Below are 12,798 nucleotides of genomic sequence, written 5' to 3'. Positions count from 1 at the left end.
ATCGTCCCCGCACACCCTGAGCCGCGTTCAATGAGACCAGTTGCGCCGTTCTTGTGGGATTAACCCGCTTTAAATAGACATTCAGGGTACGAATTTTCGTTTGGTTATTTCAATCCTACTATTTTTATAGTAGGATCTACTAAAAAAATAGTAGAGAATGCTCTATTTCGTTACTGGAGAGGAAAATGTCCGTAAAAAAAGTATCGTCAGCCCATGATCGTCTGCTTACAGAAGTAGAGCTTGAATTAATGAATATTATTTGGAGTCTTAATAAAGTAACGATTAAAGAGGTTGTGTCGCATCTGTCACAACAAAGGCCTTTAGCTTACACCACCGTGGCGACGGTGGTAAAAGTGCTTGAACAAAAAGGGTTTCTTGAATGCCAAAAACACTCCTATGCCCATGTGTTTGTGCCAATTGTTACAAAATTTGACTATGAAAATACCTGTCTTGATCATCTTGTTGCTAATGTTTTTGATGGAGAGCCTGTTGCTCTTGTCCAAAGACTCTTGATGGCCAAAAAATTACAACACGATGACCTGCAAGCCATAGAGGAGGCACTGAAACAATTAGCCCCGGACGCCCAAAAAGAAGGGGTGGAATAATGTTATTCATAGAAATTTATTTGAGCATTCATTGCTTACTCTTAATTAGCTCATACTTTATCGGGGGGCGTTGGTTAGCAAAACAGCCTTCTTTTAAACTGAAACTGGCCCGTTTTTTATTAGTCAGCTGTGTGGTTTCTCCATTAATTGTTCATTGTGTGAACTTTAAGCAAATGCCGGAGCGCCCTGGCGCTGTTTCATTTGATACGCTGCAAGAATATATGAATCAGCCAATTTTAAAGCAAGAACCGGCAAAACGCGTAAACGAATCCGCAGCTGCGTTACCCCTGGAAAATGTCAGTTATTGCCAGCTGTTTTATTTAATATTGGGTTTCATTATCTTATTTCGTGGTTATCACCTTTTATCAGGTTTGGGTAGCTTACGCGCATTGTTGCATGAAGCAATTCCTTATCGGCGCTCTGGAAAACTGATCATTAAAGTCTCTGCTCGCTGCCATATTCCTTTTTCAGTGTTTTTATTAAACAAAGCTTATATTGTATTGCCCGTGTCCTTATTCTCTTCTCCCAAAAATGTGAGCATTGCGATTGCGCATGAAGGGCAACACCATCGTAATGGAGATTGCCTATGGTCCTATTTTATTGAAACCTTGCGCATTATCTTCTTTGGAAATCCTGGTGTTACTCGATGGCATAACACTTTAAATGAATTACAAGAATTTTCATGTGATGAAGTACTGGTTGGCCACCCAAAAATTTCGGCACATGACTATGGCCACTGTCTGTTCCAAGTGATTCAGACAGTATCCCAAAGTTCTCAGTCACCTAATCAAGAATTTGCATGTGCGGTGGGCATGGCTTTGAACAATGAAAACGAAGACTGTACTTTCATCATAAGGAGAATTTCAATGTTACCAACTTATCCATTTAATGCATCTAAGCCGCTGTGGTTAGGGATTGCATTTGTTGGGTTATCTATTTTGGCACCCATGTGTGTGGCTTATTCAGCAGTAGGATCCTTGAACAGTCCTAAGGTAAAAGGTGTGGATACAACTCATTTAGATCCTAAAATGCAAAACATCGCGGAGAAAGAAATTAGCGCAGCGGTCAAACGCTATCACGCAAAATCTGGGGTTATTGCTATTGCTGATCCCAATACGGGCAATATCATTGCATTTGCTGAATCAAATCAGCAGGGGCAAAACAGTTGGAGGTCACGTGTTTTTTCACCTGGCTCGACAATAAAACCTTTTATTGCAGCCGCGGCAATCGATTCTGGTACAAGTTCTGCAACCAAAAACTATGATTGTCATTCACCTTATTCCCTAAAAGGTAAAACATTTGCAAACTACAATTCTGATGTAGGTTCTGCTTCTCTAACAGAGGCGATTGCACAGTCGATTAATGTTTGCCTTATTAAGGTGTCACAAGAGACTGGAGCACCAATAATCCGAAAAAAACTTGCTGAATTTGGTTTTGATATGAATTCGTGGTGGCAAGCAAATCAGGATGACGAGGTGCAACTGGCAATGGCTTCGCTGGGTGAGAATATCCCTGTCACCATTGAGTCGTTAACAAAATCCTATGCTGTTCTTGCGAACAAAGGACGTCCATTTGCTCGAGGAGATAAACCTGTTATCTCAGAAACCACGACAAATTCAGTGAATCATATTCTTAAGTACGCCGTCGATAATGGTACAGGGAAACGTGCAGTGATTCCTGGTGTTGCCGTGGCAGGTAAGACCGGAACGGTTATCGAGAATGGGAATAAGCATCTTGCTTTATTTGCTGGGTATGCGCCAGCCGATAAACCTCGTTATGTCATGTTAATCGTAATTGAAGACGGTCATTTAAACATGAAAGGCAAGACATTGACCTCGGGCGGGGAATTAGCCGCTCCTGTATTTCATAATGTCGCGATGAATAGTCTGTATGGGGCTAGCCAATAGCTGGCTCTATGGAGCACTGATTTTACTTCGGTTTAGTCGTGAGCTTAATGCAGATCAGATGAGGGTTGGGCCAAGGCCCAACCTACTAGACTGCCTATACCTTTTCCTCTTGAGAGAGGAGGAAAATTTCCTAATCTAATTAAAACAATTTTGAGGTTGTGATGAAAAAAAATAGTGTATTCCTATGTATGGGGTTGTTTTTTTGCAGTCCGATTTGGGCTCAAGGTACCTGCTTCTTGGCCTATGAAAATCAAACTGTGTTAAAACATGAAGGTGATGAGTGTAATCAGCGTTATGCCCCTGAATCGACCTTTAAAATTGCATTAAGTCTTATGGGTTTTGATTCAGGGATATTAAAAGATGCCCTTCATCCTGAATGGCCTTATAAGAAAGAATATGAACTTTATCTCAATGTATGGAAATACCCTCATAACCCGCGCACTTGGATAAGAGATTCTTGTGTTTGGTATTCGCAGGTATTGACACAACATTTAGGTATGAAGCGATTTAAAAATTATGTCGCGGCATTTCACTACGGCAACCAAGATGTAACCGGTGATAAAGGTCAGGACAATGGACTAACCCATGCTTGGCTTTCAAGTTCGCTTGCCATTTCGCCCACAGAGCAAAATAAGTTTCTACAAAAAATAGTCTATAAAAAACTTCCAGTGAGCAAAAAAGCGTTTACTATGACTAAAGACATTCTCTATATTCAGGAATTAGCTGGTGGTTGGAAACTGTATGGAAAAACAGGAACTGGTCGACAATTAACGGCAGATAAAAGCAAGAAGCTTCCTTTACAACATGGATGGTTCATAGGATGGATTGAAAAGGATGGTCGGGTAGTTACTTTTGTGAACCATATTGCTGACAGCAAAGAAAAAGCGACTTTTGCGAGTTTTAGAGCGAGAAATGACGCACTTATCAAATTACATTACTTGATTAATGAGCTGGAAAAATAAGAGATTCATGTCGAAATGCTCCTGCAGAGGACCACTGCGTTGTCGGTAAAGTGCACGTATCCTCATGAGACTAACACTCCGGTTCTGCGCTGCGTTCCTCTGAGCATTTGTTTCTTCGCAGCGCGTTTCAAAAGAGGTCTAATGACTCAAAAAGTTGAAAAAAATGCTTGACCCTATTGTTGCTATATACCTTACCTTTGTATTTAAGGAGGGAACATTATGACCCAATGGTTCGTTAAAGACATAAGCAAATTAACCGGTGTTTCAGTACAAACCCTGCACCATTATGACCGTACAGGGTTACTTAAACCTTCATTGCGACGTGCCAATGGGTATCGTGTTTACTCCGAGAAGGATTTATTGAAGTTGCAACAAATTATTGCTTTGAAATTTTTTGGTTTTGAGTTGTCACAAATCAAAACCTTACTCAATGAAGAGCATAGCGTGCTGAAAAATTTTAACAGCCAAGCCCAAGTCTTAGAACAAAAAGCAGCTGCTTTACTTGAGGGTGCCAAAACTTTGAGAAGCATAATTGACTCTGTTGACAACCATCAATCGATTCCTTGGGAAACCATTATTCAACTTATTGAGGTATATAGAATGACAGCGCATCTTGAGCATGATTGGGTTAAAGAAATATTCACACCCGATGAATTAAAGCAGTATGTAGCGTTTGAACAAGAAATGAAAGCCAATGTGACACCGGAACAACAAGCCGCTTTTGAAAAGAATTGGAATCAGCTGGTGGATGAGGTGAGCCATCATCTTAAGCACGATCCCAACTCAAAAATAGGGGTTGAGTTAGGAAAAAAACTTATGGATTGGGTTAATGGAGTATACGGTACAAAATATGCTCATTTAAGAACCAAAAAATTTGAAAAAGGTTTTGGGGAGGGAAAAGGTCTTGAGGAGGTGGGTTTGACACCAGAAATTGTATCATGGATGGATAAAGCGATGGATGCATACTGGCGAGAGCGAATTTATGGGATTCTTCAACAGCTAGGAAAAACCTCTTCTTCAACCCTGTTAACACTTTGGAATGAAGTATTGGTTGATATGTATGGAGATGAGACTGCACGCCAAACAGGTATATATGACCTTCTTTTTAAGGACGATAAGGTTAGTCCAGAGGCAAAAGCTTGGCTTAAAAGTATCATCAATCCTTAAAAATTGATCCCCTAGTAATAGCTTATGCGCAGTTAGCGATACAATGAGTAAGCCGGATCAGTAATAGTACCGATCCGGTGACTTTATGAATAAAAGTGGAGCGTTGACTTATTTTTTTGATTCATGAAAGAAATTGCACATTTCGTCCATAAATGCTTGATGCACTTGTTTTTTCTCCATTTTATTTTTCCAACGGTGATGATTTCCTTCGGCAACTATTTTAGCCAATTTCTCCATACGATCATTTTGAGTTTTTAAAATGTATGCTTTAATTTTGTCTTTTAATAGCTCTTCCCATGCCTCATCAGCAAGTTCTAAAAAATAATTTGATTGCATCTCTTCTCCATCGGCATGATCACAATGGCCATGTTCTCCATGATGGTGTTCTTCATGCATATAATGACAAGGACAATGGCATTGTTCTTGAGCGCATCCATAGCTTCCCATATTTTCTCCTTTCAGATTTTTTCAAAATTTAAACCATCGCACTACATAAAAAGACAACCTATCTAAAATAAATGGCAACTTAATTCATTGCAAGGGGGGGTAAGCGGGCATTAACTAACCTAACGAAGTTGGATAAGCATGCTGTCTAATTTTGGATGCAGATGATTAGTTTGCTGCAATGGAGTATTTTTTAGATATCACTATTACTTTGTGTTCTTAACAAGAAATCCTCATAACTATTAAATTTAAATAGGCAGATTTTTTGAAACTACTTTACAAGGTACGAAGAACTACTCATTTTGAAATGAATCATCAGTTTTTAAAACCATCGCTGGTTTTCTCCTATTTCCTATACATTTTGAATTAGTCTTTGTTGCTCTGCCTCATCATGAGATTCTTGCGAGGGATTTATGTCTTTTGACAAGGCACTGGATGCCAATCCTACTGAAACGATACCTGAATAGATCAACAAAAGTAAAAACGAAGCAATACACATATTTTCTTGAGAAGAAACATTGCATTCTTGCTTATCAAACATTAAAGCAATTGCGAGTCCAAATCGAGCTAAAGCGATAAGTCCCTGGAGTAAATGCAAAAGCTTTTCTGAAACATGGGAGTCACTATGGGAAATCGCATAAATGGAACCTATTGTTTGTGCCACGGTGCCGGGTATAACAATTGAGGGGGCATAGGATTCCACGGTTGTAGTAAGTATCTGAATAATGCTATTAGAAACTTGTACATTATGGTGAACAGTTGAAGTCTGTTTCGAACCACTAAAAAATCTGGGCATGTTTTTTCCTTAAAATCATGAGTTACGACATTACTATACTCTTCATCAAGAGATCATCAAGCGCTGCTTGTTAGATTCAAATTTATCTTAACCAGGAATTAATATACATAAGTTGTCGGTTGGCCAAGGCCCAAGCAACATCAACTCAGCAAATCTCACCGAGAAAACCTCTAATCGCAGATGAGCTCAGGGTGATTACTAGATAGAAATTGAACCCATAATCCATTTCTGAGACCCGGGTTTGCTAATTATGTGCATCATGGAGTATCAGCTGCATCACATTTGAGTTAATTGACGTTTGTAAAAATATATAATAGGGTATTCAAACTGCATGACGTCATCGATCAAATTGTTAAGGATAATTATGCGTTTACCTAAAATACTCTGTATTAGCTTTGCATTACCTATTGTTTGTTCTGCAGGGACTATGGGCAATGTAAGTCCTTCTAAACTTTGGTCTGTCCCTATTCAAGGAGGCTTTTTTGGAGCATCTCAGGGCAAAGATCAACATATTGATATTGATGGGTTGATAGGTAACCAATATACCTTGGATAACAATTCTCAAATTAGTGGACTTGTTGGTGTTGGGCTCTATTTTAATGGTCCTTCTAACCATTGGTTTCAGCTTTCATATGGAGTCGACGCTTTTTATTTAGGTCAAACTAAAGTCCGAGGTGATATTATTCAAGAGGACTTGTTTACTAACTTTTCTTATCAATACAGTATTCAAAACGTCCCTGTCTATGCCGCCGCTAAGGCACTTATATCGACGAACAACCCAAAGTACAATATTACGGTTGATGCAGGAATAGGTCCCAATTTTATGTGGACTTCTGGCTATCATGAAACACCATTAGAAGACTTTGCAATCCCTGATAATGCATTTGAGGGGACCTCTACAACCCATTTTTCTGTAATGGCTGGAGCCGGTATTCGTTTAAACAATATTATTGGTCCAATGCCTGTTGAATGCGGTTACCGTTTCTTTTATTTAGGTAAAGGTCATTTAAATGCGGTTAATGATCAATATCTCGATAATTTATCTACTGGCGATACTTATGCCAATGCATTGGTGTGCGCAGTAACACTATAATTCTTTGGATGTTGCATGATAAAAAAGATACCTATTACTCCCTAAGCGAGCGAAACATCATCTTATCCAGTATAAACGCAACTCCAATCTTGGTTTTTTCAAGAAACACAACTGTCTAAAATTATTTAATTCGAGACAGTTGCTCTGTTTGCGCTGTGTTAGGCTAATTTCATTGCAGCCAAAGTAGGTTCTTCCAGTTGAGTCTCTTCTTTTTTTAAGTTTAAAAGATCTTTTCCTAATTGATCGCGTTTCACTTTAATATCCCAAATTTTGCGATGAGTTCCATTATCTATTTCTCTTTTAATCACATCAATTTGTTCTTTAGTGAGTTCCCCGGTATAACGATAGTAAGCGTAAAGTTGGGCACATATCTCCTCAATTTTTTCTTCATCACTTAATTTTTCATTCTCAGGTTGTAGATGAAAATCAATCACACAACATAATGTGGCACGCACCTTGTTAAAATGAAGCCCCGATAAAAATGCACGATAAGCAGCACTGTTGCGAACAAATAAAGGAATAAGGGGGTTTTCTAAACTCCAGAAACCATCAAGTCTGACAACATGAATCGGGGTTTTATTCATCAATGCAAGTTTGGCTGCCCCAGTGTAGACTCTAGGTGGTTCTTGGCCTATTCTTGCGAAATTACCTTGAGGGAAAAGGGCGACGCAGCCATTTTCATCAAGTGCTTTACTTGCCAGTTCGAGCGAGCCAGCATTAGCAGTTCGTCCATTATTGCTTTTAGCATGTGCATCTACTGGTATCGTGTTAAACATTTTCAAAAAAGAGGCAACACCAGGCACAGAATTAAAAGAGGTGGTGGCAAAAAATCGAGGTGGTGTCCCCTTCATTTTGGAGGCAACAACGACGGCTTCCCACCCCGTTCGATGTGGACCTATCGCAATGAGTTTATTTTCAGTTTCTTTATTGGTAATTTCTAAATCATCACTTTTGGTATGCATCATACGCATCATAAGCACTAAAAGACCGGCTATTATGCGGGCAAAACGATTGTCATAGTTCAGGCGATTATTGGACTCAGCGTATCGCGCAAGTGCGCAAGTTGCTACAGCAAGACCAGTGAGTAGGAACAATATAGTATAAGCACTTGATATAGGCTCATCAGAACTATTGCATTGATCTAAATGGCTATACATGAAAATTACTCCTTTAAAATCAGATACGAATTGTATTCTATGATTCGTTAATTGAATCACACTCCGTTAAGTATTTTGGCTTTGCTGTGCGTCAATGAATCAATAGAGCTCGCTTTGGCCAAGATTTGCTATAGTACCTTTAAAATGGATGTTGTCAATTAAATGCTGATGCAACTGATTGAATACTTAACTGATCGATTCAAGTCAGTTGCTCCTTGTTTGATCCAGCAGGACAGCAATTTTTAATTGAAGGCCAATAAAAGTTCTTCTTCTTCAATGGGCGCAATTTCATCACAGAACTGATCAATATTTTTACCTAAATTATTTAATTGTTCTGTCATAGGATTTTTTTGTGAAGAATAGATTCCATAAGAAAAACCACCAACACATAAAGCAGGAATTCCAATACTTGCGAGAGCGACTGCAAGGTAATCGGTAAAGAAACTTGCAGAAAGATAACCAAAATACCAAGCACCGAATGCTGCACCGATGGTCAATGCGAGACTGAATAACAAGATGTACATACAAACAAGGGCAAGCTTATAATTTGCGCTGGGTAAATCAGTAGGAGTATGGATTGTAGCGGGGATGCTTAACGCATTAGTTTGTAGTTCTTTGCATGCCTCTGAAATTTTTTTTTCATGCTCGGACGACTCTTTTGCTGAAGCTTCTGCAACTAATGACATCAGATTTGTTGTATTACGAATTATCAAGTTTAACTGCTTCTTAGAATAAGAATCATCGGTTAATGCAAGAATACTTTGACATTGATCGATGATTTTAGCCCCACATTTTGCGATTTTTTTGAGATCTAGAGTATCTTTTTTCTTTTTTTGGGGTTTTAAAAACCAATATTTGGATAATCGAATTTCTACATCATGTTTCATCGGTAAACTCCTTATTTTTAAATATCCAAACAGAGTAAGCTGAGTCAAACGACCAACTTAATCCATTAACAAGCTGCTTGATACTACAACAAAAGAAGATGATCCAATCTGGATTATCCTGTTGTCAACATCCCACAAGAAATTCCTGTGACCGTTTTTCTTAAAAGAGGCAAATCCTTTCTTTTCATCGCCTCGATTTGAATGAGATTCAAAGGATGAACCAGAGTTGATCTTAATTGAATGCTTTCCCCAAGCCAGGGTTGATGAAAACAAAAATCTTGCTCACCCGTTATCTGATGGAAAAATAAGATGGTTGACTCGAGTTCTGATTGAAAAGGCTTGAGGTATTCATTGGATCCAGTCAATTGATCCAGGTATTGTTCCCAGATAGGGAGGTACACTTTAGAAAGCGTTACGCCTAATTGTTTTACAAAGGCTGCCAAAAGAGCATTTTCCTTATAAAGCACCTTAAGTCTGTTTTTTCCAGATGCATTGAGCTCTAACCAAGTAGATCCAATACCCCACCAAGTCGGGAAAAGAAGTCGGGTTTGAGTCCAGCATAGGATCCATGGGATGGCTCGAAGTTTTCTTTGATCGGGTCCTGATTTTCGTTTGGTCGGACGAGATCCAATCTTCAGTTCGTTTAAAAAATGATAAGGTGAGGCCTGTTCAATGGTTGGCCAAAACCATTCGCTTTGTATCAGTTCTTTATATTTCTGACTGACTTTGGCGGAAAATAATAATAATTCTTCGGGATAATTATTATCTGTGTTCTTCTCTTTGTGTGAATAGATATCTAGAAATTTATCAATCTGGCTTTTAAGTATGGAACTGGAACCAAAAAGTCGGGCAACCATTTCACCTTGAATGGTCACTTTGTAATTACTCATCATTTCCTTGGACCAAGAAGCAGTTTGTTCCTTGATATCTCCACCTCCTCGTTCAATGCTGCCACCCGATCCATGAAAAAATATGGGCCGAAGATTTTTATTTTCCAAGGTAGCCTGAATACGTCCTAGGCTTTTCGCAATCATCAGTCGGGAAGGCAATACTCCGTTTTCTTTAGACGAGTCGGAATAGCCCAGCATGACCTCATAATTTCCATCCCACTGTTGCAGATGCTTCTGTCGAATATCTTCAGTGATTGAATCATTTAATATGGTATCTGCGCTGGTAAGCGCGAGTTGATTTTCAAACAAAGGCACAACAGGTAAAGCGTAACTTTTAAAAACTTGCTTCACCAGGTTAATTCCATTTTTTATATCCTCAGCAGATTCAACCATGCTGAGAATAAAACCGCGTATATAGTTTTTGGGATCCGTCCCCTGAGTGATAGAGTAGACTTGCTCAAGCATTTTGGTAATCGTTGTTTTTTTGATGCTGTTTAAGCTTTCTTTTACTACAGCTGAATCTTCTCTGAGCTCTAATGGTATCACCAGAGTGGGGTAGAGCTGAAAAATACTGGAGATTATGGAAAATTGTTCGAGTTCGAAATTTAAAAACTGAAAGGTGTCTGTTTGTATCCCAGTTAATTCCTTTTTGAATGCAGCTACTGTTTCATGATCTCTTGGTTTTATTTTCTTAAGATTGTTCGCTTTTTTGATAACCTGATTGAGCTGATTTTCTAAGACTTTATTTTCATTTAATGCGGTTGAGAGTTTGACCGTTTCCAGTACTTCTTTGAGGCACGCCTGGATATAATCGATAAAAAAAGATCGGGAGAGTTCGAGGCTTTTAACCATTATTTTTTCATTAACCCCGGAATGCCCATCTTTATCACCTCCTACCCAAGTGCGTAATTGAATAGGGACACCCTTAGTTAAAAAAGAATGATACAGTTTGATGTTGTAAGGATTGAGTGCGTATTGATAGATATATTGAGCCTCATCTTCGACGCTTGGTTTTTCATAAAAGGAAATATTAATCTGCAGTGCGATTTTAAGCATTTGATCAAGATAAGACTCATTCATCAAATAAGGGGATTTAAGTACTTCGACAAGATAGTCACGAATCGCTTTAAACAGGGTTAAAAATTCATTGGTGCGCGCTTCTGTCGGATGTGCTGTTAAGACATAATGAATTCCCTGAGGTTTGTCCGCGTAGATTTTTTCTTTCCTTTGATCAATACGAAAAATGCGGTAGGCATTCTCGCAAGCATTAATGAGCTCCATCATGAGAGAAAAACCATGAGCTATTTGATAAAGCTGAGTACCATCAAGCTTGGAAAGCTCCATTTGAAGACTAGAAAGAGCAGTTCTAAGTGAAAATGCTTCATTCCCAATGGTGTTTTGCATGGATAGTCGCATGAGCTCAATTCGTTCGAATGTTTCTTTTCCATAAACTTCTGCAATGGCGTTCCCTAAACGAGTAAGGGACCAGGAAACCATATGACCGAGTTCTCTTGGTAGATGGGAGATGTTTTGTTTCATCGAAAACTCCGATTTTTAAAAGGTGTTCTGAATGTCTTGCGGGCTGATTTTCCCTGGTTTAGCGAAAAAATCATCATTGGCTCACGCAGATCATGTATACGTTAACCTTCTCTCGTGATCTTACGCCGACTAGACACCTTTATACGCCTTTTTTCAGTTTGGTAATTTACGGAAACTAACTGATAGGCGGTTCCAACTATTTATAGCAATAATTGCCATTGTAAGATCAATGAGCTCCTTTTCACTGAAACAAGTTAAGGCTTCCTGATAAACATCATCAGGAACATGAGTTTCTGATAATAAAGTCACGGCTTCGGTCCAAGCTAAAGCGGCTCGTTCACGAGTTGTGAAAAACGGAGATTCTCTCCATACGACCACTGAATGGAGACGGCGTTCGGACTCACCTTCTTTTTGTGCTTCAGTACTGTGTAGATCGACACAATAGACACAGCCATTAATTTGAGAGGCGCGTAACTTAACCAGATTAAGAAGGGTCTTTTCTAATCCACAACGATTAACGTACTGTTCAACACCTAACATAGCCTTAATCGCATCAGGTGCTGCTTTATAAAAATCAATTCGTGAGTCCATTATGATTCTCCCTAAATTTTTAATCTTATTTATAGCATGTCCTTGCATTTTCTAGTACAAAGTTGAGTGTATTTTGTGAGCTGAACGCAAGCATCACTTTATTTGCTATTCATCCATAAAGAGAAGAAATAATTTTTGAAAGTGCTCCATAGGATTAGCGGAGAACATGCTGTTGCCACAATCGCTCTACATCATGCCTCTGATTCAACATCAATCACTTTTTTTAATTCGTGGCGTTAAAACAGCTAAAACAAAAGCAACGAGAAACAAAACCGGGACATCACCATATAGATGAGCAAAATGGTTAGGGTAGTACAATGCTTGGACGGTCATGATGAATCCATGTACCACACTGGACCAGACGGTAAACCAAATTAAACTTAACTGCTGAGTTGGATTTTTTGCTGCCAGGATTAAAAATACGCCTAATGTTGCATAAATTCCCAATATCATTTGTAAATAGACGTTTTGGCCAACATGATGCCAAGCCCATCCAGAAGGCCATAAAAGGGTTAATGGATATAGAGCAAAAATAAAAAGTAGTCCGATGATAACCAAAACAACGCGAAGTATTTTATAATCGTTTTTGGTGTCCATGATTAAGCTCCATTCCAAAATACGTTCTCATGTTTTAATTATAGCAACTCTGGATGAAGCAACGTCTTATCAAGTGATCATTTGTTCGATTAAACGGAGTTACCCCGCCTAGATGGACCTGAATGAGGTTCATCAGGCTCTGGTTGATCCCGTTTTAAAAAAG

12 protein-coding genes are annotated in these 12,798 nt (G+C 38.9%); 5 read left to right on the top strand and 7 right to left on the bottom strand.

Going from position 1 to position 12,798, the window contains the following annotated elements; genetic code table 11:
- The first annotated feature begins 185 nt into the window (after nucleotides 1–185).
- The 4 genes from ACF8MK_RS02130 to ACF8MK_RS02115 all read left to right on the top strand — a co-directional run bounded on the left by ACF8MK_RS02130 (nucleotide 186) and on the right by ACF8MK_RS02115 (nucleotide 4,641).
- Complete coding sequence (locus tag ACF8MK_RS02130; protein WP_392537987.1) at nucleotides 186–605, top strand: BlaI/MecI/CopY family transcriptional regulator; 420 nt, start codon at nucleotides 186–188, stop codon at nucleotides 603–605.
- On the top strand, nucleotides 605–2,512 hold the full coding sequence (locus tag ACF8MK_RS02125; protein ID WP_392537986.1) for a penicillin-binding transpeptidase domain-containing protein: 1,908 nt from the start codon (nucleotides 605–607) through the stop codon (nucleotides 2,510–2,512). Before ACF8MK_RS02130 ends, ACF8MK_RS02125 begins: the two co-directional genes overlap by 1 nt.
- Nucleotides 2,513–2,673: 161 nt before the next feature.
- A complete protein-coding gene (blaOXA, locus tag ACF8MK_RS02120) occupies nucleotides 2,674–3,474 on the top strand; it encodes a class D beta-lactamase (RefSeq protein WP_392537985.1) in 801 nt (266 codons plus the stop codon).
- 219 nt (nucleotides 3,475–3,693) lie between these two features.
- Nucleotides 3,694–4,641, top strand: a complete 948-nt coding sequence (locus ACF8MK_RS02115; protein ID WP_392537984.1) for a MerR family transcriptional regulator — start codon at nucleotides 3,694–3,696, stop codon at nucleotides 4,639–4,641.
- A gap of 108 nt (nucleotides 4,642–4,749) precedes the next feature.
- On the opposite strand, the gene ACF8MK_RS02110 is transcribed toward ACF8MK_RS02115, so the two are convergent.
- Both ACF8MK_RS02110 and ACF8MK_RS02105 read right to left on the bottom strand, forming a co-directional pair.
- Nucleotides 4,750–5,088: a hypothetical protein gene (locus ACF8MK_RS02110; RefSeq protein WP_392537983.1), complete on the bottom strand. Its 339-nt coding sequence runs from the start codon at nucleotides 5,086–5,088 to the stop codon at nucleotides 4,750–4,752.
- Nucleotides 5,089–5,437: 349 nt separating this feature from the next.
- A complete protein-coding gene (locus ACF8MK_RS02105) occupies nucleotides 5,438–5,881 on the bottom strand; it encodes a hypothetical protein (protein WP_265703285.1) in 444 nt (147 codons plus the stop codon).
- Between the two features lie 364 nt (nucleotides 5,882–6,245).
- Between ACF8MK_RS02105 and ACF8MK_RS02100 the strand changes: the two genes are divergently transcribed.
- Nucleotides 6,246–6,974, top strand: coding sequence for a hypothetical protein (locus ACF8MK_RS02100; protein ID WP_392537982.1), 729 nt, complete (start codon nucleotides 6,246–6,248; stop codon nucleotides 6,972–6,974).
- A gap of 158 nt (nucleotides 6,975–7,132) precedes the next feature.
- On the opposite strand, the gene ACF8MK_RS02095 is transcribed toward ACF8MK_RS02100, so the two are convergent.
- The 5 genes from ACF8MK_RS02095 to ACF8MK_RS02075 all read right to left on the bottom strand — a co-directional run bounded on the left by ACF8MK_RS02095 (nucleotide 7,133) and on the right by ACF8MK_RS02075 (nucleotide 12,635).
- Nucleotides 7,133–8,131, bottom strand: a complete 999-nt coding sequence (locus tag ACF8MK_RS02095) for a lysophospholipid acyltransferase family protein (protein ID WP_392537981.1) — start codon at nucleotides 8,129–8,131, stop codon at nucleotides 7,133–7,135.
- Nucleotides 8,132–8,373: 242 nt separating this feature from the next.
- Nucleotides 8,374–9,018 (bottom strand): hypothetical protein, encoded by a 645-nt coding sequence (locus ACF8MK_RS02090; protein ID WP_392537980.1) that lies wholly within the window; start codon nucleotides 9,016–9,018, stop codon nucleotides 8,374–8,376.
- A gap of 113 nt (nucleotides 9,019–9,131) precedes the next feature.
- Nucleotides 9,132–11,447 (bottom strand): phosphoenolpyruvate carboxylase, encoded by a 2,316-nt coding sequence (locus ACF8MK_RS02085; protein ID WP_392537979.1) that lies wholly within the window; start codon nucleotides 11,445–11,447, stop codon nucleotides 9,132–9,134.
- Nucleotides 11,448–11,600: 153 nt separating this feature from the next.
- Nucleotides 11,601–12,038 (bottom strand): carboxymuconolactone decarboxylase family protein, encoded by a 438-nt coding sequence (locus ACF8MK_RS02080; RefSeq protein ID WP_392537978.1) that lies wholly within the window; start codon nucleotides 12,036–12,038, stop codon nucleotides 11,601–11,603.
- Nucleotides 12,039–12,248: 210 nt separating this feature from the next.
- A complete protein-coding gene (locus tag ACF8MK_RS02075) occupies nucleotides 12,249–12,635 on the bottom strand; it encodes a DUF6632 domain-containing protein (protein WP_392537977.1) in 387 nt (128 codons plus the stop codon).
- Nucleotides 12,636–12,798: the final 163 nt, after the last annotated feature.

Origin of the sequence: Legionella sp. 227, assembly GCF_043161935.1 — a bacterium.
Taxonomy (GTDB): domain Bacteria; phylum Pseudomonadota; class Gammaproteobacteria; order Legionellales; family Legionellaceae; genus Legionella; species Legionella sheltonii.
The sequence above is the reverse complement of the archived record's forward strand: the minus strand, read 5'-3'. Positions and strand labels throughout refer to the sequence as shown.